Source organism: Streptococcus infantis SPAR10 (assembly GCF_000279535.1).
GTDB classification, from domain to species: Bacteria; Bacillota; Bacilli; order Lactobacillales; family Streptococcaceae; genus Streptococcus; species Streptococcus infantis_I.
The window spans coordinates 35,891-57,347 of record NZ_ALCH01000005.1 but is presented as its reverse complement, the minus strand read 5'-3'; the positions used below and the strand labels follow the sequence as shown (position 1 = coordinate 57,347).

At 39.7% G+C, this 21,457-nt stretch carries 22 protein-coding genes and 1 pseudogene; 4 read left to right on the top strand and 19 right to left on the bottom strand.

From position 1 onward, the window contains the following. Positions 1 to 9: 9 nt before the first annotated feature. From parC to SPAR10_RS08865, 9 genes and pseudogenes are all read right to left on the bottom strand, one after another. Positions 10 to 2,487: a DNA topoisomerase IV subunit A gene (parC, locus tag SPAR10_RS08900; RefSeq protein WP_051018403.1), complete on the bottom strand. Its 2,478-nt coding sequence runs from the start codon at positions 2,485 to 2,487 to the stop codon at positions 10 to 12. Positions 2,488 to 2,745: 258 nt separating this feature from the next. Further along, the gene (locus SPAR10_RS11190; RefSeq protein WP_025170572.1) at positions 2,746 to 3,246 is read right to left on the bottom strand and encodes a hypothetical protein; all 501 of its coding nucleotides are present in this window, start codon (positions 3,244 to 3,246) and stop codon (positions 2,746 to 2,748) included. A 1-nt stretch (position 3,247) separates the two neighbouring features. Then, complete coding sequence (locus SPAR10_RS08895; RefSeq protein WP_004253210.1) at positions 3,248 to 4,096, bottom strand: aminoglycoside 6-adenylyltransferase; 849 nt, start codon at positions 4,094 to 4,096, stop codon at positions 3,248 to 3,250. After that, positions 4,086 to 4,598 (bottom strand): hypothetical protein, encoded by a 513-nt coding sequence (locus SPAR10_RS08890; protein WP_004253207.1) that lies wholly within the window; start codon positions 4,596 to 4,598, stop codon positions 4,086 to 4,088. Before SPAR10_RS08890 ends, SPAR10_RS08895 begins: the two co-directional genes overlap by 11 nt. 264 nt (positions 4,599 to 4,862) lie before the next feature. Then, positions 4,863 to 5,405, bottom strand: a complete 543-nt coding sequence (locus SPAR10_RS08885; protein ID WP_025170571.1) for a hypothetical protein — start codon at positions 5,403 to 5,405, stop codon at positions 4,863 to 4,865. A gap of 49 nt (positions 5,406 to 5,454) precedes the next feature. Next, positions 5,455 to 7,398 (bottom strand): DNA topoisomerase IV subunit B, encoded by a 1,944-nt coding sequence (parE, locus tag SPAR10_RS08880; RefSeq protein ID WP_004253201.1) that lies wholly within the window; start codon positions 7,396 to 7,398, stop codon positions 5,455 to 5,457. 145 nt (positions 7,399 to 7,543) lie between these two features. After that, positions 7,544 to 8,386 carry an amino acid ABC transporter substrate-binding protein gene (locus SPAR10_RS08875; protein ID WP_004253198.1) on the bottom strand — a complete coding sequence of 281 codons (843 nt, stop codon included), beginning with the start codon at positions 8,384 to 8,386 and terminating at the stop codon, positions 7,544 to 7,546. 9 nt (positions 8,387 to 8,395) lie between these two features. Beyond that, positions 8,396 to 9,024: pseudogene (locus SPAR10_RS08870) on the bottom strand (amino acid ABC transporter ATP-binding protein). 10 nt (positions 9,025 to 9,034) lie between these two features. After that, positions 9,035 to 9,676: an amino acid ABC transporter permease gene (locus SPAR10_RS08865; protein ID WP_004253193.1), complete on the bottom strand. Its 642-nt coding sequence runs from the start codon at positions 9,674 to 9,676 to the stop codon at positions 9,035 to 9,037. 217 nt (positions 9,677 to 9,893) lie between these two features. Here SPAR10_RS08865 and plsY point away from each other — a divergent pair, with 217 nt between their 5' ends. Then, entirely contained in the window at positions 9,894 to 10,535 is a 642-nt protein-coding gene (plsY, locus tag SPAR10_RS08860; RefSeq protein WP_004253190.1) for a glycerol-3-phosphate 1-O-acyltransferase PlsY, read from the top strand. Positions 10,536 to 10,565: 30 nt separating this feature from the next. On the opposite strand, the gene SPAR10_RS08855 is transcribed toward plsY, so the two are convergent. The 9 genes from SPAR10_RS08855 to SPAR10_RS08815 all read right to left on the bottom strand — a co-directional run bounded on the left by SPAR10_RS08855 (position 10,566) and on the right by SPAR10_RS08815 (position 18,698). Continuing rightward, on the bottom strand, positions 10,566 to 11,522 hold the full coding sequence (locus SPAR10_RS08855; protein WP_025170570.1) for an ABC transporter permease: 957 nt from the start codon (positions 11,520 to 11,522) through the stop codon (positions 10,566 to 10,568). Between the two features lie 2 nt (positions 11,523 to 11,524). Continuing rightward, positions 11,525 to 12,583 (bottom strand): ABC transporter permease, encoded by a 1,059-nt coding sequence (locus SPAR10_RS08850; protein WP_004253183.1) that lies wholly within the window; start codon positions 12,581 to 12,583, stop codon positions 11,525 to 11,527. Next, entirely contained in the window at positions 12,576 to 14,111 is a 1,536-nt protein-coding gene (locus SPAR10_RS08845) for an ABC transporter ATP-binding protein (RefSeq protein WP_004253180.1), read from the bottom strand. The genes SPAR10_RS08850 and SPAR10_RS08845 overlap by 8 nt, the downstream gene beginning before the upstream one ends. Before the next feature lie 140 nt (positions 14,112 to 14,251). Continuing rightward, positions 14,252 to 15,307: a BMP family lipoprotein gene (locus SPAR10_RS08840; RefSeq protein ID WP_004253177.1), complete on the bottom strand. Its 1,056-nt coding sequence runs from the start codon at positions 15,305 to 15,307 to the stop codon at positions 14,252 to 14,254. A 90-nt stretch (positions 15,308 to 15,397) separates the two neighbouring features. After that, positions 15,398 to 15,787 (bottom strand): cytidine deaminase, encoded by a 390-nt coding sequence (locus tag SPAR10_RS08835; protein ID WP_004253174.1) that lies wholly within the window; start codon positions 15,785 to 15,787, stop codon positions 15,398 to 15,400. Beyond that, the gene (gene deoC / locus SPAR10_RS08830; protein ID WP_004253171.1) at positions 15,774 to 16,436 is read right to left on the bottom strand and encodes a deoxyribose-phosphate aldolase; all 663 of its coding nucleotides are present in this window, start codon (positions 16,434 to 16,436) and stop codon (positions 15,774 to 15,776) included. The genes SPAR10_RS08835 and deoC overlap by 14 nt, the downstream gene beginning before the upstream one ends. 17 nt (positions 16,437 to 16,453) lie before the next feature. Then, entirely contained in the window at positions 16,454 to 17,737 is a 1,284-nt protein-coding gene (locus SPAR10_RS08825; RefSeq protein WP_004253169.1) for a pyrimidine-nucleoside phosphorylase, read from the bottom strand. Continuing rightward, entirely contained in the window at positions 17,734 to 18,324 is a 591-nt protein-coding gene (locus tag SPAR10_RS08820; protein ID WP_100249494.1) for a class I SAM-dependent methyltransferase, read from the bottom strand. The genes SPAR10_RS08825 and SPAR10_RS08820 overlap by 4 nt, the downstream gene beginning before the upstream one ends. Before the next feature lie 107 nt (positions 18,325 to 18,431). Next, a complete protein-coding gene (locus SPAR10_RS08815) occupies positions 18,432 to 18,698 on the bottom strand; it encodes a 1,4-dihydroxy-2-naphthoate prenyltransferase (RefSeq protein ID WP_232672997.1) in 267 nt (88 codons plus the stop codon). 135 nt (positions 18,699 to 18,833) lie between these two features. Here SPAR10_RS08815 and coaA point away from each other — a divergent pair, with 135 nt between their 5' ends. The 3 genes from coaA to SPAR10_RS08800 all read left to right on the top strand — a co-directional run bounded on the left by coaA (position 18,834) and on the right by SPAR10_RS08800 (position 20,639). Then, on the top strand, positions 18,834 to 19,754 hold the full coding sequence (gene coaA, locus SPAR10_RS08810) for a type I pantothenate kinase (protein WP_004253144.1): 921 nt from the start codon (positions 18,834 to 18,836) through the stop codon (positions 19,752 to 19,754). A 52-nt stretch (positions 19,755 to 19,806) separates the two neighbouring features. Then, positions 19,807 to 20,055, top strand: a complete 249-nt coding sequence (rpsT, locus tag SPAR10_RS08805; protein WP_029689886.1) for a 30S ribosomal protein S20 — start codon at positions 19,807 to 19,809, stop codon at positions 20,053 to 20,055. Between the two features lie 65 nt (positions 20,056 to 20,120). Continuing rightward, entirely contained in the window at positions 20,121 to 20,639 is a 519-nt protein-coding gene (locus SPAR10_RS08800) for a DNA topology modulation protein (protein WP_004253141.1), read from the top strand. Positions 20,640 to 20,726: 87 nt separating this feature from the next. On the opposite strand, the gene deoD is transcribed toward SPAR10_RS08800, so the two are convergent. Beyond that, a complete protein-coding gene (gene deoD, locus SPAR10_RS08795) occupies positions 20,727 to 21,437 on the bottom strand; it encodes a purine-nucleoside phosphorylase (RefSeq protein ID WP_004253139.1) in 711 nt (236 codons plus the stop codon). Positions 21,438 to 21,457 lie beyond the last annotated feature (20 nt).

Below are 21,457 nucleotides of genomic sequence, written 5' to 3'. Positions count from 1 at the left end.
ATTTTCTTATTAATTATCTTTTTCTTCTTTAAAGACTTCTTTGAGATAGGCATCGAAAACTTCCTCGTCTGAAATAGTATCTGAGATAAAGCTTCCATTACTTGTGCGCTCTGATAGATTCAAATCTTGCAGAATTGCTTCGTAAATTGTTCCATTATTTGATTGGATAACAAGAGTTTGTTCTCCGTCTTCCACTTCGGTGCTAAAAAGATCTCCGATAAATCCTTGTTCTGAGACAGAACCGGCCAAGAAGACGCGATGTGGTTTACTCTTCAATTCTCTCAGAACTTGAAGACCACGCTTAGCACGACTGGTTGCTGGAATTTCCTCTGTTGATACACGTTTCAAGCTTCCACGTTGCGTTAACAGATAGAAGGATGAAGTATTGCAGATAAAGGCAGCTTGAAGCTCATCATCTGCTTTCAGATTCATAGCTTTGACACCTGCAGCCTTGGCTCCAACAACTGGAACCTCTTCGATATTAAAGCGAAGGGCATATCCATTTTTACTAATCAACAAAACATCATCAAGTTTGATTGGTGCAACAGCTACAATCTGGTCAGTCTCGTCTTTCAACTTAGCATATTTGACAGACTTAGAACGATAGGTTCTCCATGGAGAGAATTCTTTACGTTCGACACGCTTGATTTGTCCAAGGCGAGTCGCTGCAAAGTAGGTCGTCGCATCATCAAACTGATCCACAACTTCTACGTATAGCACTTCTTCATTGGTTTCAAAGTTTGTAATCGTTTGGCTCAAGTGTTCCCCAATATCCTTCCAACGAATATCTGCTAATTCATGGACAGGACGGTAGATAACATTTCCTAATGTCGTAAAGATTAAGAGATGTTGAGTTGTCTTAACAGATTGGATAAATAGCAATCGGTCATCATCCCGTTTACCAATTTCCTCTAACGTTGAAGCTGAGAAAGAACGAGGGCTAGTACGCTTGATATAGCCAGCCTTCGTCACGCTGACATAGGTATCTTCCTCTGCGATAAGGCTAGCTGTATCAATTTCGATCACTTTCGCTGTATCTTCTAAAGAACTCAAACGAGGTGTCGCAAACTGTCTCTTGACCTCACGAAGTTCTTTTTTCATGAGATTGTACATAGTCCGTTCGTCACCAATGATAGCCGCCAGCATAGCAATTTTTTCGCGAAGTTCTGCTTCTTCTTCCTGCAAGACAACTACGTCTGTATTGGTCAAACGATATAGTTGCAAGGTAACAATAGCTTCAGCCTGCTCTTCAGTAAAATCATAACTGACCTTGAGGTTTTCCTTGGCATCAGCCTTGTTCTCAGAAGCACGGATTAGAGCAATGACTTCATCTAAAATAGAGATGACACGAATCAAACCTTCCACGATATGGAGACGTTTTTCAGCCTTTTCCTTGTCAAAGCGAGAACGTGCCAAGATGACCTCACGACGGTGGGCAATATAGCTAGATAAGATAGGCACAATTCCAACCTGACGAGGGGTGAAATTGTCAATCGCAACCATGTTGAAGTTGTAGTTGATTTGCAAGTCAGTATACTTAAAAAGATAGTTGAGAACAAGCTCTGTGTTCGCATCTTTCTTGAGTTCGATAGCAATACGAAGACCGTCACGGTCGGACTCATCACGAACCTCAGCGATACCTGCTACCTTGTTATTGACACGAACTTCATCAATTTTCTTGACTAAGTTAGCCTTATTAATCTCATAAGGAATCTCAGTGATAACGATTTGTTCCTTACCACCTTTTAACTTCTCAATTTCAGTCTTGGAACGAACAACCACGCGCCCCTTACCAGTTTCATAGGCCTTTTTGATTTCGTCTCGTCCTTGAATAATGGCTCCTGTAGGGAAGTCTGGTCCAGGCAGAAATTCCATCAACTTATCAACCTTGGCAGTCGGATGATCAATCATGTAGACTGTCGCATCAATAACTTCGGCCAAATTATGCGGTGGAATATCTGTGGCATAACCAGCTGAAATACCTGTTGAACCATTGACTAAGAGGTTTGGAAAAGCTGCTGGTAAGACAGTTGGCTCTTTCTCCGTATCGTCAAAGTTCCAAGCAAAAGGAACTGTCTTTTTATCGATATCCTGAAGGAGGTAGCCTGCAATCTCAGACAAACGAGCCTCAGTATAACGCATAGCCGCAGGTGGATCTCCGTCCATTGAACCGTTGTTTCCGTGCATTTCAACTAGAATCTCACGGTTTTTCCAGTCCTGAGACATACGAACCATGGCATCATAGATAGAAGAGTCCCCATGTGGGTGGAAATTCCCCATAATATTACCGACAGACTTGGCCGACTTACGGTAGCTCTTATCAAAAGTATTGCCATCCTTATTCATCGAATAAAGAATACGGCGTTGAACCGGCTTCAATCCATCCCTAATGTCTGGCAAAGCCCGGTCTTGAATGATGTACTTGGAGTAGCGACCAAAGCGCTCTCCCATGATGTCCTCCAGGGACATATTTTGGATATTACTCATATAGGATACAAAGCCCGTAAAATACAAAGTGAAAATAGGAAATTCTTACAGTGAGCGATGCTCACAAGAGAATTTATCTTTTTCACACAGCATTTAGGGCGTGTTCAACTCCTTTCAAAAAATGTAGAGTAGGTTTTTATACAGTGAAGGATACTTTACGGAAATTAGTCCCGTGTTCAGTTACCTCTAGTAGCCAAACTATCCTTTCTGTAGTTTTAATTTTTTATATCAGGTTAAAACATTTTAGTTTACTTAAATTTAGCTAGTTGATGCTTGTTTGATTTTTCTTTGGACAAAAAATAAATAGATGGCAGGGAGAAATGAAATAACAGCTGTCCCAATAAGAAATGCATTAAATACATTTTGATGCCCTTGAAAAACTTCATTCCAATACATAGTATTAACAAGATGGAAGACTAAACCAATTAAATAACAGAAGCTAATAACTATTACCTTCCACCTTAATAGAGAATTGACAGAAGATAATCGAAAAGCATGATAAATTACTGCTATAATGAGCATTGGAAAACAAAAAGATATTAGAAAGAAATAAAATCTTAAAACATCATCGTAAATCTCGGTTCGATCGATTGATATAAGCCAAATATTACACATTGTTAAAATTATCGGGAAAAATAGCCCATACATCCGTTTATTCAACTTATTTCTTTTAAGAGCTAGAAAAATAGAAAACACTGCTACCAAAATCTGTATTCCTGGGAATCCCAGAAAAAATATTGTAAAAATAAAATTTAACATACTATTCCAATTTCTCCTTAGCATACTCAATCATCTTCTCAGCCACTTCTTTTTTATACTTAAAGCCCATCTTTTGAGCAAGATATTGAGCTTCTTGGTGGAAAAGTTGCATGGTAGCAAATAAAGACTGAGTTATTTTCTCTAAACTTGAGAAATCAAGAAGAGCAGAGAATTCCTTCTCCTTCTCAATTGGCAAGTAGTTGAAGAGATACTTGTAATTTTTACCAATGTCGACAGCACCTCTATCACTTGCTACCTGCCAAGCTAAGATTTTCAAGAGTTCTTGCTGACAAATACCGTAGAGATGGTCGGTCGAGTAGATGAGCTGATTACGATAAATCCCTTTAACCACGTAGGCTGATACCCACCAAAATTCATTGCAGACTTTTTCAAAATCCGTCTCACTAGCTGGATGTATCCAAAAACGCTCTGGACTTGGAGAGTAAGTCTCAAAAATACCCTTCTTATCTTCTAAAACTGTGAAGCCTGCCTCACTATCCACCCATTCTTGTATGTGTTCTTGTGGGCAGAGAGTCAAATCAATGCGATTCCCATCTTCAAAGAGCATGAGGTAAAGATGGCGATGTCCAAGAGCAACTTCTTGCTCAATGACGCGTTTACCGAACTGGTCCAACCAAGAAAGGTCACTCGTTAGATTGTCTATGTCATCTACGACATAGACTACGTCGTAATCCTGAAACTCATCTTTTGGAGCTTTTGTATCCGTTCGTGAACCAGATAATGCCACAGCATCAACTTGTAAAGTTTGTCCAGTCTGTGAAATCAACCTCAGCATTTGCTCTTGACTTCTATATTTTCTGCACCTATCTTTAATCAAGTTATTTTTCATAACTATCTAGCTCCTCTTGTTTTTGAAGGATTCGTATTCTTTTCTTCTCAAGTTCCCCTACGATTAATTGGCTAGTTGAGCAAATCCCCAAAACGATTAAAATAAAATAAAACAAATTCATATCGTTTCTATGATATATTTTAAAGCTTCTCCATAATACAAAAGTATTTACTAATGAAAGAAGGAAAAGTAAAGTAGCATTGAATAGGAGTATTATAGCAAACTTACTCTTAAAATACCTATAATGTTTTCCAATCCTATAGAGAGTATATAGTGAAAAAACAATCATCAAAGGGGTGAAAGCAAGTGCATAAAATAAGATAAACCCTATTCCTGAGTATGGTTTACTCTCCATTGGTAGATCTAATAGACAGATACAAATAGTGAGGATGTTCAATATAAATAAAGATACTGTGCGAGCACACTCTTTTCTACCTTTATTGGTCATCAAATCATATATAATTCCAAAAATGGCTAGGAGAACAAGGAAAAAAGGCAACATTAATAACGTAATCAATACCGCACCTCCAATAGTTTTAGCGATTGTTTACATACAAAAGATGATCGTCACCTTTACTTGAACTTTACAACTTCCCTGTCTAGTAAAGGTTATACCCTTCGTAATAATATGAAGCATCCACACCCCTAAAGAAACAGGTCTGAGTGATATTTTCCGTTAGATTATTCAAGAAGAGATACTTGTGTTCTTACCAGTGTCAACTTTTAAGGTTTAACTATTCCAAAAATCAGTTCAAACATTTCCTGGTCAGTTCTCATCTATTTTACCCTCATCTGAAACATGGTTAGTAAAAGGAGCATCTTCTTTCTTTTGTTGTTGTAGTTTTCGAACTCTTTTTCTTTCAAGCTCTCCGACTATAAATTGAATGATAGAACTAATTCCAAAAAATGGTAGCAGCAACATAATTCCCATTTCTTCCGTCAGCATTAAAAATAGGAAATTAATAACTGAAAATATTTCTAAAAACCAGGCATTTAGCCTAAGAAGTTTTGAGTAACTACTAGGATAATGTTTGAGATGTTTATTGCTCTTATAAATAGCTGTGAATCCAAAAGCTAAGCTAGCTGGTGTGAAAATAAAAATGTCAAAAGTATAGAATAGCAAACCTGCATAAGGATTGGATCTAAAAGGATTATCAAATAAAAAGACACAGGCGGTTACTATAGCTAATAGTAAGAATTCAAGAAAGCGAATTTTCTCAGGTTTTCCTTGTTTAGCTGTTATAAACATAACTGCACCTATAGCTAAAACTATCGCAAGAAAAGGAGTATGATACAATAAACTTATCATGATGTATACCTCTTTTAGAGAGCTAAGATTTTGAAGGAGGAAGATTTACTTAAAACACAGTCGCTTCTTCCAATGTAAACTTGACATTATCTTCAATCCACTTACGACGTGGTTCGACCTTATCACCCATTAAGACATTGACACGACGTTCTGCGCGTGCTAAGTCTTCAATCGTAACACGAATGAGAGTTCGAGTTTCTGGATTCATGGTTGTCTCCCAAAGTTGGTCCGCGTTCATCTCACCAAGACCTTTATATCGTTGGAGTGTTGCGCCTTTGCCAAACTGCTTACGAAGCTCTTCTAGCTCACCATCCGTCCAAGCGTAGGCTACTTCTTCTTTCTTGCCCTTACCTTTGGACATCTTGTAAAGAGGCGGAAGGGCGATATAGACATGGCCTGCCTCGACTAGTGGACGCATGTAGCGATAAAAGAAGGTTAAGAGAAGGGTTTGAATGTGGGCACCATCGGTGTCCGCATCGGTCATGATAATGATTTTGTCATAGTTAGCATCTTCAAGAGAGAAGTCTGCCCCCACACCAGCACCGATGGTATAAATCATGGTATTGATTTCTTCATTTTTGAGGATATCTGCCATCTTGGCCTTGGCTGTATTGATGACCTTACCACGAAGAGGCAAAATAGCCTGAAACTTACGGTCACGACCTTGTTTGGCAGATCCACCGGCAGAATCACCCTCGACTAGGTAGAGTTCATTCTTAGCTGGATTTTTAGACTGGGCTGGCGTTAATTTACCAGAAAGCAATCCCTTGTCTTTTTTGTTTTTCTTGCCATTGCGGCTCTCATCACGCGCTTTACGTGCTGCTTCACGGGCATCACGGGCCTTGATGGCTTTACGAATCAGATTCGAAGCCAATTCCCCATTTTCCATAAGGAAGAAGGTCAGTTTTTCAGCAACAATACTATCAACGATTGGACGAGCTAGTGGACTTCCTAGTTTGTCCTTAGTCTGTCCTTCAAATTGCAAATGTTCTTCCGGAACCAAGATAGAAAGAACAGCTGATAAACCTTCACGGTAATCTGACCCTTCCAGATTTTTATCTTTTTCCTTGAGAAGCCCCGTCTTACGTGCATAGTCATTCATGACCTTAGTGATAGCAGACTTGAGTCCAGTCTCATGCGTTCCACCATCCTTGGTACGAACGTTATTGACAAAGGACAAGATGTTATCTGAAAAGCCATCATTATACTGGAGGGCTACTTCTACTTGGAAACCATTGTCTTCCCCTTCAAAGTAAAGGACTGGCGTCAAGGTTTCCTTGTCTTCGTTAAGATAAGAAACAAAGTCCTGTACCCCATTCTCATAATGGAACTCGATTGCTTCATCTGTTCGCTTGTCCGTTAATGACAAGGTTACATTCTTCAATAGAAAGGCTGACTCATTGAGACGCTCTGAAATAGTATTGTACTTAAAGTCTGTCGTAGAAAAGATACTGGCATCTGGCATGAAGGTCACTTTGGTACCTGTCTTAGACTTAGGTGCAGTCCCAACCTTTTCTAGAGTTGTAACTGGCTTGCCTCCATTTTCAAAACGCTGTCTATAAACTGCTCCATCACGAGTAATTTCTACCTCTAACCAACTAGAGAGGGCATTGACGACAGAAGATCCAACCCCGTGGAGACCTCCTGATGTCTTATAACCACCCTGACCGAATTTTCCTCCGGCGTGAAGGATGGTAAAGATAACCTCAACCGTTGGAATTCCCATAGCGTGCATTCCAGTCGGCATTCCACGTCCGTGGTCTTGAACCGTTAAACTTCCGTCTTTATTGATTGTCACATCGATCCGATCACCAAATCCAGACAAGGCCTCATCGACAGCATTATCGACGATTTCCCAGACAAGGTGGTGGAGACCAGCACCGTCAGTCGATCCGATATACATCCCTGGACGTTTACGGACCGCATCCAACCCTTCTAGCACCTGAATGGCGTCATCATTATAATTGTTAATATTGATTTCCTTTTTTGACACAAGGAACCTCCTATTTGTTCATCTTTACTATTTTACAGGTTTTCTAGCGATTTTGCAAAGTTTTTCTAGTTAAAAAGCCTATTCCCAAGTCTTTTTAGCAAAAACATCACCTAGTTATACCAAAAAAGAAACCAAGATAAAAATCTTAGTTTTCTTTTCCTTTAATTTGGCTCGTAGCCACATCTTCGCCAAACCATCTCTGGCTGATTTCTTGGAATTTTCCTTCTTGATAGAGCTCGACAAAAGCTTTATTCAAATTTGCTAACAAGGTCTTATCAGCTGGTCTCACTCCAACTGCAAAAGACTCGCTCTCAAAACCAGCTGGAAAAATCTCATACTGGTCTAATATCCCTTCAGTTTTAAGATAATAATTAGCATAAACACGGTCAATTAGAAGGGCATCAATCCGGTCATTTTGTAAGTCAATCAAGGCTTCATTAAAACTTTGATATTGGTTAGCTTTTTGATCTTTTACGATATTTTTCAAGAGTTCAGGCTGAGCTTCAAAATCTAGATAACCCGAAGAACCTGCCTGAGCACCTAAAACTTTACCTGCCATATCAGACACTGATTGGATATTTTGCGATTTTTTAGAGACGAGAACTTGCTGATTTTCCATGTAAGGGATGCTAAAAGCTACCTTCTCACGACGTTCATCTGTCGCAGAATAGCCGTTCCAAATAGCATCAATAGTTCCATTTTGAAGCTCTGTTTCCTTCATATCCCAATCAATGGGTTGAAACTGAACCTTGAACCCAAGTTTTTCAGAAACGGCTTGGGCTAAATCAATATCAAATCCCACATATTGCCCATTCTTTTCTTCAAATCCCATAGGAACAAAAGTATTGTCAAATCCGATAGTAATTGTTCCCTGTTGTTGGTATTTTTCCCAATTATCTACTTTAGGATTGCTAGCCTTTTGCGTGCATCCTACCAGGAAAAAAGCCAGAAAGAATACCAAAACAAGGCTGATTTTCTTTCGATTCATAGACACCTCCTACTTAGGCTCCACTTTGAGAATCTGATCAGCAATATTCTCTGCAAACTGGAGATCGTGGGTTACGACAATTTGAGTCATGCCTAATTCTCGATTTTGTAAAATCAGTTTTTCAACTTCGAGACGCAACTCTGGATCAAGAGCCGAAGTTGGTTCGTCATACCCAATCACTTCTGGATCTATCATCATTGCACGTGCTAAGGCAACACGTTGCTTCTGACCACCAGATAAGGAGTATGGATAAGCATCAGCGTGTGCTTCAAGACCCAGACGAGTTAGTAATTCTACCGCCTTCTTCTTAGCATCTGATTCAGACATACCCATAGTCTTGATTGGCGACAAAATCAAGTTCTCCATAACGGAAAGGTGTGGAAACAGCTGAAAATCTTGAAAAACAAAACCTAACAAGTGACGCTTTTCAAGTTCATCCAAAGGTAGGGATTCTCCATTATAAAAAATCTCACCTGAATCAATGGTCTCAAGTCCAGCCAACATTCTAAGCAAGGTAGTCTTCCCACCACCAGAAGGTCCAACGATGGCCAAAATCTGCTTTTCAGGAATTGTTAAACTAAAATTGGATAAAATTTCTTTTTTCCAAATTTTTTGCTGATATTTCTTAACTCTAACATGGTTAACCTCCTATCTATAGTAGCTGAACTTCTTCTCAAGTTTCTTAGCTAGGATTGTAACAATACCAATCATAAGCAGATAAATAGCACCTGCTAAAAACATTGGAATCAAACTAGCATCACGATTGGCCGCAGTACGACTGGCTAGGATTAAATCTGAAATACCGAGTGCATAAACCAAAGAAGTATCCTTAACCAAACTCATTACTTCGTTAAATACACTTGGTAAGACAATCTTGGTCACCTGTGGCAAGATAATGTAGCGAACGGTATCGATAGGATTGAATTTTAAAACTTTCGCTGCCTCATATTGGCCCTGAGGAATAGTTGCAATTCCTCCACGGAAAATTTCAGCAAAATAGGCTGCATAATTAAGCGTGAAGGCAATAATCGCTGCAGGCACACGATCTAAACGAATCCCAATACTTGGAAGGACATAATAAATAAAAATTAGTTGCAAGAGCAAGGGTGTCCCGCGCATCACCCAGATATAGATATCAATCATGTAATGGAGGGGTTTCCAATGGACCTGTAAGCAAAAAGCAACCAAAATGCCTAAAGGGATTGAAAAGAGTATGACCAGTGCAAAAACTTGTAAAGTCATTGTCGCACCGCTCAATAAACTTGGTAATATCTCGAATAAGTAAGACATACTCCACCTCCTAAAAATAATTGTTCCCATTATAGCATAAATAAACATAAATATAAAGCATTTCAGAAATTTTCATGAATTTTTAAAACTTTAGACTTGACTTCCGAATAATCATACTATTCATTTAAAACTTTTTCTACTTATAAAATTATCAGATGTCACAAATGGTGAAAAGATTCAGTTTCGTTTCTCTCCTATTTCATGGTATAATAGAAACATGATGACAATAGTATTATTAATTTTAGCTTATTTATTAGGTTCAATTCCTTCAGGCTTGTGGATTGGACAAATATTCTTTAACATCAATCTAAGAGAACATGGATCTGGTAATACTGGGACGACCAATACCTTCCGAATCCTAGGCAAGAAAGCTGGAATGGCAACCTTTGTAATTGATTTCTTTAAAGGTACTTTGGCCACTCTACTTCCACTAATCTTCCATGTGCAGGGAGTTTCACCAATTGTCTTTGGGCTTTTAGCAGTCATTGGCCACACCTTCCCTATCTTTGCCAAATTTAAGGGTGGTAAGGCTGTTGCAACCAGTGCTGGAGTTATTTTTGGTTTTGCTCCTCTCTTTTGCCTTTACCTTGCAGTCATTTTCTTTGGAATCCTTTATCTGGGAAGTATGATTTCCCTCTCTAGTATCTCTGCTGCTATTGCTGCAATTATTGGCGTCCTTCTGTTTCCTCTCTTTGGATTTATTTTAACTAGTTATGACCTACTTTTCACTTTGATTATTATTGGTCTTGCAAGTCTAGTGATTATACGACACAAGGACAATATCAAACGGATCCAAAATAAAACAGAAAATCTCATTCCTTGGGGACTTAACATAACACACCAAGAACCAAAAAAATAAAACGTCAGTTTCAACTGACGTTTTTTTATGTTATTTAGACTTGATATAGTTGATACCATCTGCCTTCGGCGCAACAGCTTTACCAAAGAAGGCAGCGAGGACGACAATGGTCAAGAGATATGGTGCGATTTGCAAGTAAACGGCTGGAACTCCTTGCAAGAAAGGAAGTTGAGAACCGATAACTGCCAAACTTTGTGATAGTCCAAAGAAGAGACTTGAAAGCATAGCACCAACAGGATTCCATTTACCAAAAATCATGGCCGCAAGAGCGATAAATCCAGGTCCTACGATAGTTGTAACTGAGAAGTTGACGGAGATTGACTGAGCGTAAATAGCTCCACCGATTCCTCCAAGGAAGCCTGAAATCACTACTCCAAGATATCTCATCTTGTAGACATTGATTCCCAAAGTATCTGCTGCTTGTGGGTGTTCACCAACTGAACGAAGGCGAAGTCCAAAGCGAGTCTTAAAGAGGATAAACCAAGCTAGGAATGAGAAAGCAATTGCTAGGTAACCTAGTAGACTAGTTGACTTGAAGAAGATATCTCCGATAACAGGGATATTAGCTAATACCGGGAAGTCAAAACGCCCAAAGGTTTGCGTTAAGTTATCCGTTTGTCCCTTATTATAAAGCACCTTCACCAAGAAAACTGCCAAGGCTGGCGCCATCAAGTTAAGCACAGTACCACTGACAACATGGTCTGCACGGAAATGAACTGTAGCTACTGCGTGAATGAGCGAGAAGATAGCTCCAACTAATCCACCAACTAAGAGAGCCAACCAAGGAGTTAGTGCTCCCAAATCTTGAGCAAATTCAAGGTTAAAAACAACTCCAGAAAAGGCACCCATGACCATGATTCCTTCAAGACCAACGTTAACAACTCCACCACGTTCGGAGAAAACTCCTCCGATACTTGTGAAAACAAGTGGTGCTGCATAAATCAACATTGAAGAAACCATAAGGGTTAACATTGTTGTAATCGACATCCTTATTTACCCCCTTTAAGTTGTTTTCTTGGTTTGACAAAGCGTTCGATGATATAGTGAACGCTGACAAAGAAGATAATTGAGGCTGTAACGATACTTACAAGCTCAGATGGTACTTGTGCAGCATTCATACCAGGAGCACCTACTTGAAGAACACTGAAAAGGAAGGCTGCAAATAGAATTCCAACTGGTGAGTTTGAAGCAAGTAGACTTACTGCCATACCGTTAAATCCGATTGCTAACGATGAACCTTGGACGTAGACGTTTTGGAAGGTACCTAGTCCTTCTACTGCGCCACCAAGTCCTGCAAGGGCACCAGAAATAATCATTGATAGAATAATGGTGCGTTTGGCTGAAATACCTGCGTATTCAGAAGCATTTGGATTGAGACCAACTGCTCGGATTTCAAAACCAAGAGTTGTCTTCTTAAGCATGAACCAGATAACTGCAACTGCTATGATAGCAAAGAAAATCCCAATGTTCATACGAGAATTTCCAGTTAACTCAGCAAGCCAAGGTGTTTGATATGTTGCATTTGCACTTACTCGAATTGATGAGTCAGTACTTTGCATGATTTCTTTAGGGAAGTGGTGGATAAAGGCATTTCCCACATAAAGAACTATGTAGTTCATCATAATGGTTACGATAACCTCAGATGTCCCAAGGTAGGCTCTTAAAATACCAGGAATGGCACCAACGATTCCTCCCGCAACTAAGGCGATTACAATCGTTGCAAGAATCATCAATGGCCGTGGTAAATCCGGGAAAGAAAGAGCGAACCAGCCACTCATAACCCAGCCTGCAAGAGCTTGTCCTGGTAGTCCGACGTTAAAGAAACCAGCACGACTTGCAACTGCAAATCCAAGGGCAATCAGAATTAAAGGACCCATGGCACGGAAGATTTCACCGATTCCTCGAACACTACCAAAGGCTGTGTAGAACAGTTCTTCATAGCCCCAGATTGCATCGTAACCGAAAATCCACATGACGATGGCTCCGAGTAGAATTCCTAAAATAACAGAAATCAAGGGAACCGAAATTTGTTGTAATTTTTTAGACATCACTCTTCTCCTTTTCCAATTCACCACCAGCCATCAAGACACCAAGCTCTTGCTTGTTGGTTGTTTCTGGTGTAACAATTCCTTGAATCTTACCATCATGGATAACAGCGATTCTATCTGAGACATTTAAAATCTCATCTAGTTCAAAGCTGACTACAAGGACAGCTTTCCCATTATCACGTTCTTGAATCAAGCGTTTGTGAATGTACTCAATAGCACCGACGTCCAAACCACGAGTAGGTTGACTGACGATTAGGAGATCAGGATTTCGATCGACTTCTCGAGCGATAATTGCTTTTTGTTGATTTCCTCCAGAAAGAGCTGATGCTGGAACAATCTCACTAGCAGCACGCACATCGAATTCTTGCATTAACTGTTTAGCGTACCCGATGATATTGGTGTAGTTTAAGATTCCCTTCTTGCTAAGAGGTTCCTTATAGTAGGTTTGAAGAGCGATATTTTCAGAAATCATCATTTCTAAAACTAAACCATCACGGTGGCGATCTTCTGGAACGTGGCCTACACTCATTTCTGTAATTTGACGAGGGTGTAAACCTACGATAGACTGGCCTTTCAACTCCACGATACCAGACTCAATCTTACGAAGACCAGTGATAGCTTGGATTAATTCAGATTGACCATTTCCATCAATACCGGCAATTCCGACAATCTCACCAGCTCGAACATCGAGTGAGAGATTTTTAACAGCAGGAACACCACGGTTTTCGTTTACTACTAGGTCTTTAATAGACAGAATAACTTCTTTAGGTTGAGCTTCCTGTTTCTCAGTTTTAAAGGAAACAGAACGTCCTACCATCATCTCAGCTAAGTCAGCATTAGTCGCACCAGCAATCTCAACTGTTTCAATAGATTTACCACGACGGATAACTGTAACACGATCTGATACAGCACGAATCTCATCCAACTTATGGGTAATCAAGATAATTGATTTACCTTCTTTAACCAGGTTCTTCATAATAGCCATCAATTCATCAATTTCTGATGGCGTCAAAACAGCAGTAGGTTCGTCAAAGATAAGAATATCTGCTCCACGATAAAGTGTCTTCAAGATTTCAACACGTTGTTGAGCCCCAACAGAGATGTCTGCAACTTTGGCAGAAGGATTCACAGCAAGGCCATAACGTTCAGACAACTCATTGATTTCTCGAGTTGCACGAGCAATATCTAGCACACCATTTTTGGTCAATTCACTCCCCAAAATGATATTTTCAGCAACAGTGAAAGCTTCTACCAACATAAAGTGTTGGTGGACCATCCCAATTCCTAAGCTAGCCGCTTTTGATGGCGAATCTAGCTTTACAACTTGACCGTTGACCACAATTTCACCACTAGTTGGTTCTAGAAGCCCCGCTAGCATGTTCATAAGAGTGGACTTACCAGCTCCATTTTCTCCTAAAAGTGCATGAATTTCACCTTTACGAAGTTCAAGGTTAATCTTGTCGTTAGCGACAAATTCACCAAAAACTTTGGTAATTTCACGCATCTCAATGACATTTTCGTGTGCCATGTGCTCTTCCTTTCAGAATTATATTTTGTTTCAATAAAACCTGCTAAAGAAATTTAGCAAGCTCTATTGAGACAAAACCATTTGTCTCAATCCTTAAAGAAGCGGCCACTGGCCGCTTCCTAAGAAATGACTTCCTTCAATTATTTTTCAGGAACTTTGATGCTACCATCAAGGATTTTAGCTTTTGCATCTTCAACAGCTTTTTTACCTTCTTCAGAAAGGTTTGTCACTGCCAAGTCAACACCTTTATCCTTCAATGAGTAAACGATAACTTGACCACCAGGGAATTCACCTTTTTCAGCCTTGTTTGAGATGTCTTTAACTGTTGTTCCAACTTGTTTCAATGTAGAAGCAAGCACGAAGTTAGCTTCTTTACCGTCTTTAGAAGTGTATTTACCTTCATCAACTTGGTCACGGTCTACACCGATAACCCAAACTTTTTCGTTTTCATTTTTACTTTCGTTCAATGATTTAGCTTCAGAGAAGACACCTGCTCCAGTACCACCAGCTGCTTGGTAGATAACGTCTGCACCTGCAGCGTATTGAGCTGCAGCGATTGTTTTACCTTTAGCCGCATCACCAAATGATCCAGCATAGTCTACTTGTACCTTGATAGATGGGTCAACTGACTCAACACCAGCTTTAAAACCAGCTGCGAAACGAGAAATAACTTCAGATTCCATACCACCTACAAAACCAACTTGTTTAGTTTTTGTAGTTTTAGCAGCTGCAACACCTGCAAGGTAAGCTGCTTCGTTGTCTGCGAAAGTAACGCTAGCAACGTTCTTTTGATCTTTAATTACATCGTCAATCAAAACATAGTTTTTATCTGAATGTTCTTTTGCTGCTTCTTCAACAGCGTTGTGAAGGGCAAAACCAACACCGAAAATCAAGTTGTAGCTTCCAGCTGCTTGGTTCAAGTTGTTAGCGTAGTCAGCTTCACTTGTTGATTGGAAGTAAGTGTAACCATTGTCTTTTGAAAGGTTGTGTTCTTTACCCCAAGCTTGAAGACCTTCCCAAGCTGATTGGTTAAATGATTTATCATCAACACCACCAGTATCTGTAACGATAGCTGCTTTAGTCTTCACATCAGAAGAAGATGAAGCTGCGTTACGAGAAGAGCGATTACCACATGCAGCAAGTCCAAATGCTGCTACTGCAACTAGACCAAGGCCTAGCCATTGTTTCTTGTTCATTACTGAACCTCCTAAATAAGATGCGCAACTAAGTTGCAAGTATGAATTGATTGGTCACAAGGACCCTTGCCACTCAGAGAGTGACACAGACTATTGCAAGTCTGTAAAAGAATATGGAAGTAATTCCCCGACCGTCATCTCGACCGTCGTTTTATCTTTGGCGACTAGAGTCACCTTTAGATCTGGTTTAAAAAATTCTACCATAACTTGACGACAAGCACCGCAAGGCGAAATTGGTTTCTCAGTTTGACCATAGACAATCAATTCTGAAAAGTCTCGTTGTCCTTCAGAAACCGCCTTAAAGATTGCAGTTCTTTCGCCACAGTTGGTCAAGGGGTAGCTAGCATTTTCAATGTTAACCCCTGTATAGATACTTCCGTCCTTGGCTACCAAAACAGCGCCAATCGGAAAATGTGAGTAGGGAACGTAAGCTTTTTTACTAGTTTCAATCGCTAATTCAATCAACTCAGTAGTCGCCATCAGCTAATTCTCCTTTTAAGATCGCAACACCAGAAGATGTTCCAATACGAGTAGCTCCTGCTTCAACAAAGGCAACTGCATCTGCATAAGAACGAGCTCCACCAGCTGCTTTGACCCCCATATCAGGACCAACTGTCTGACGCATTAATTGAACATCTGGTAGGGTCGCACCACCTGTCGAGAATCCTGTAGAAGTCTTGACAAAGTCTGCACCAGCTTTTTGAGCAAGTTGGCAAGCCAGAACTTTTTCTTCATCCGTTAACAAACAAGCTTCAATAATAACCTTAACCAATTTGTCTCCACTTGCTTCAACAACAGCTTGAATGTCTGTCTCAACTAATGCAAGATTTCCTGACTTTAGTGCACCAACGTTGATAACCATATCAATTTCGTCAGCACCATTTTGGATGGCTTCTTTGGTTTCATAGGCTTTGACAGCTGAAGTTGTAGCTCCAAGAGGAAAACCTACAACTGTACAAACCTTGACATCAGTATCTGTTAGACCAGCTTTTGCATGCGAAACCCAGCAAGGATTCACACAAACACTGGCAAAACCGTACTCTCTTGCTTCAGATAGCAAACGATCGATTTGTTGTTCGGTCGCATCTTGCTTTAAAAGCGTATGATCAATGTATTTATTTAATTTCATTTCGGATTTTCCTTAAATTAGGAGATAATTTCGATGATTTCACGCGTTTTAAGCGTTTCATCACTTATTTTAATTTTAACATATTTTTGGAAATCTGTAACTAGTTCCGGAGAAATTTTGCCATTTGCATATACTTTTGCGACAATTTCACCTTTTTTGACTGATTCCCCAACTTTCTTCTCAAAAACAATTCCTGTCTCATAATCAAGAGCATCTGTTTTGACTGCACGACCAGCACCTAATCTCATAGCGAAAAGGCCGAACTCCATGGCTGGCAGTGCCTCAATAACACCATCTTCCTGAGCAGGAATTTCTACCACATGATCAACTATTACAGGTCGATAAAGATCTTCTAAATCTCCACCTTGAGCGAGGACCATCGCTTCGAATTTCTTGAGTGCCTGACCATTTTCAAGATGTTGCCTTACTTCCTCGACTGTTTTTTCAACATTTGCCAGAGAAAGCATAATCTGGGCTAACTCACAGATAAAGTGACTAATATCCTCGCGTCCTTTACCCTGAAGAATTTCTAGTGCTTCTAGAATTTCCAAGCGATTCCCAATGGCACGTCCCAAAGGTTGACTCATATCCGTAATGACTGCTACTGTCTTACGCCCCACAGCTTTCCCGAGATTCACCATGGTTTGAGCCAGTTCACGCGCCTCGTCGACTGTTTTCATAAAGGCACCTTCACCGACAGTAACATCCAGCAAAATAGCATCCGCTCCAGCTGCAATCTTTTTACTCATGACAGAACTAGCAATCAAGGGAATAGTATCAACTGTTGCGGTCACATCACGTAGTGCATAGAGCAGTTTATCCGCTTTGACTAGTTGGTCAGATTGACCAATAACTGAAACCCCGATATCCTGAACCTGTTTGATAAAGTCATTTTGACTGCGTTCGACTTGAAAACCTTTGATAGATTCTAATTTATCGATAGTACCTCCGGTGTGCCCCAGACCTCTACCACTCATCTTGGCAACTGGTACGTCAAAACTAGCGACTAATGGAGCTAAAATCAAGGTAACCTTATCTCCTACTCCCCCGGTAGAGTGTTTATCGACCTTTATACCTTCAATAGCGGATAAATCAAATTCCTGACCTGTCTTGACCATGTTCATAGTCAAATCAGAAATCTCACGTGTGGTCATGCCTTTAAAATAAACAGCCATAGCAAAAGCAGACATTTGATAATCTGGAACAGTTCCAGCTACATAGCCTTCTACCAGCCATTTGATTTCACTTGAGGTTAGTTCTTGACCGTCTCTTTTTTTCTGGATTAGATCTACTGCTCTCATTCTTTCACACTTCTAAGGATATAATAACCCTTGTCTTTCTTCACGACCTCACAATTACCAAAGACTTCTTCCATCTTGTTTTTAGCACTAGGAGCTCCCTGTTTTTTCTGGATGACAATGGTCAAATCACCACCGTCTACAAGATAATCAATGCTTTTTTCGATGATTTCATGGACGACTTGCTTGCCTGCACGAATGGGTGGATTCGAAATGACATGATCAAATTGCCCTTCTACCTGCTCATAAATATTGGACTGGAAAATAGTCGCTTGAACATTGTTTTTCACTGCATTTTGCTGGGCTAAATCCAGGGCACGATTATTGATATCCACCATAGTCGCTTGAACACCATATGCCTTGATTAAAGACAAGCCAATAGGACCATAGCCACAACCAACATCAAGTATTTTTTCACCTTTTTCGACATCCAAACATCTTAACAACAACTGACTTCCAAAATCAATCATTTTTTTGCTAAAGACACCTGCATCTGTCAAAAAGGTCATCTTTTGCCCAAGTAGCTCAACTCTAAGTTCATGAACATCATGGGCTGCATCTGGATTTTCTGCATAATACATTTTACTCATAGTTTCATTTTACCACATAAATAAGTTAATTGTAAATCGTTTACATGACAACAAAGGCTTTTCTTTGCCATCGATTTATTGAAAAATAATATAAGTTGAATTTCCTTTTAAGGACCGAGCAAGTAATAACCCAATGCCATAGTGATAGCAAAGGAAAAAATACAGGCTAGACCAAACAAGAAAAGCCACCATTTTCTTATTAAAATGGCGAGAATCAAGTAGATAAAACCAATAATTGGTAGCAAGAACAACAAGACAAAGGCAGACCAGCTAAAGGTTTGACTTCCTAAACTAACGGTAAACTCAATCAAAGTAGGAGATAACCACAGAATCACTGCTAGTAAGCTAGTCAGTTTTAGAATTTTATCACTCACCACTAGTCTCATAACACCACCTCTTTTGATGTTTATTCTACCTCTATTCTAACAAAGAGAGCACTTTTTCTCAAATGATTCAGATGTCTTTCTTTGTAAATTATGGTATACTGAGGTATCAAACGAGGAAATTTTATGACCAACGAATTTATACATTATGAAAAAATCAGTCGCGGAACTTGGCAATCTTTACATCGTAAAACTACACCTCCTTTAACCGAGGAGGAATTGGATTCGATTAAGAGTTTTAATGACCAGATTAGTCTCCAAGATGTAACAGATATTTACCTACCGCTAGCTCATCTGATTCAAATCTACAAACGCTCCAAAGAAGATCTAGCCTTTTCAAAAGGGATTTTTCTCCAAAGGGAGAGTAAAAATCAGCCATTTATTATCGGAATTTCAGGTAGTGTCGCTGTTGGCAAATCAACTACTAGCCGACTCTTACAAATTTTGCTTTCCCGTATTTTTCCAGAAGCAAGTGTTGAATTAGTGACAACTGATGGCTTTCTGTATCCTAACAGCATCTTAAATGAGCGAAATATCCTAAACCGAAAAGGTTTCCCTGAGAGTTATGATATGGAAAGCTTGCTCGATTTCCTTGATCAACTTAAAAACGGTCAGGATGTTGACATTCCTGTTTATTCTCACGAAATCTACGATATCGTACCTGATATAACACAAAGAGTTCAAGCAGCGGATTTTGTCATTGTAGAAGGTATCAACGTCTTTCAAACACCACGTAATAGCCGTCTTTATATTACAGACTTCTTCGATTTTTCAATCTATGTAGATGCTGCAGTCGAGGATATTGAGAGCTGGTATTTGGACCGTTTCTTGAAACTTCTTAGCTTTGCACAAGATGATCCAAACAACTATTACTATCGTTTCACCCAGCAACCAATTAGTGAAGTCAAAGATTTTGCCCATCAGGTTTGGACAAGTATTAATTTGACCAATCTACAAAACTACATCGAACCGACAAGAAATCGGGCTGAAGTCATTCTTCATAAATCTAAAAATCATGAAATTGATGAAATTTATTTAAAAAAGTGATTTCCCCTTGTCAAAATAATAGTTTTCAGATATAATGGTATAGTTAGTAAATATGGAGGTAAGAACATTGGCAAACATTAAATCAGCTATCAAACGCGCTGAATTGAACGTTAAACAAAACGAAAAGAACTCAGCTCAAAAATCAGCTATGCGTACTGCTATCAAAGCTTTTGAAGCAAACCCATCTGAAGAACTTTACCGTGCTGCTAGCTCAGCCATCGATAAAGCAGAAACTAAAGGTTTGATCCACAAGAATAAAGCTAACCGTGATAAAGCACGTCTTGCAGCTAAACTTGGTTAATCTTTAACTGGATACAAAATGAGCTCTTCGGAGCTTTTTTTGTACACATTTTTCTGGAGGTTATCATGAAAATTGCTATTATAGGATATTCAGGCTCAGGTAAATCTACTCTGGCTGAAAAACTTTCCAGCTACTACTCCATTCCTAAACTCCATATAGACCGATTGCAATTTCAGCCTGGGTGGCAAGATAGCGATCGCGATTGGATGTTAAAGAAAATGAAAACTTTCCTTTCTAAACATGAGGATTGGGTTATCGACGGCAACTATAGCTGGTGTTGCTATGAGGAAAGAATGGAGCAAGCTGATCAGATTATCTTTTTAAACTTCTCAGCATGGAATTGTTTAGCAAGAGCCTTTAAACGCTATCTAAGATACAGAGGAAAAGTTAGAGAAAGTATGGCAGACGGTTGTCCTGAACGTTTTGACTGGGAGTTTATCCGCTGGATTCTTTGGGATGGACGAACGAAAAATGCTAAGGATAGATACCAATACTTAAACAAAACATACCCTAAGAAGATGCGCATTCTCCATTCTCAAGCAGAGATTGATTGTTTCTTACAATCTCTTCAAAATAGACGATAGAGCAACATTTCATTAAGGTCACAGTATGGACTGAATGACTAAAAAAGGAAGATTTTCATCCAGAAAGTCTTCCTTTTGCGTTCTCTTTTAGTCAGCAATCAATGTTTCCAAACCAACCTTCATCATATCAGTGAAGGTGTTTTGACGTTCTTCTGCTGTAGTGTCCTCTTCTGGATTAACCAAGCTATCAGAAATCGTCATAATAGCTAAAGCATCGACGTGGTGTTGGGCAGCAAGATAGTAGAGGGCTGCTGCTTCCATTTCTACAGCTTTCACGCCCCATTTACCAAGTTCAATGTTCTTCTCAAAGTAGTTTGAATAGAAAACGTCTGATGACAATACATTTCCGACATGAGTAGTCATACCAAGGTCTTTGGCAATGTGGTAAGCCTTATCTAAAAGATCAAAGCTAGCGATTTGTGGGAAATCGTATTGAGGCCAATCGTTGCGGATGATGTTTGAGTTGGTTGCAGCTGCTTGAGCCAAGACCAATTCACGGACGTGAACATCCTCATTCAAAGAACCAGCCGTTCCCACACGGATTAATTTCTTCACTCCGTAGTCAACAATCAACTCGCGCGCATAAATAGAGATGGATGGCATCCCCATTCCTGTTCCCATAACAGATACACGGTGACCTTTGTAAGTACCTGTGTAACCAAACATGTTACGGACTTCGTTAAAGCAAACAGCATCTTCAAGGAAATTCTCAGCGATAAATTTCGCACGAAGAGGATCCCCAGGAAGAAGAATTTTATCAGCAATTTCACCTTGCTTAGCAGCAATATGGATAGACATAATATAAGATACCAAACCCG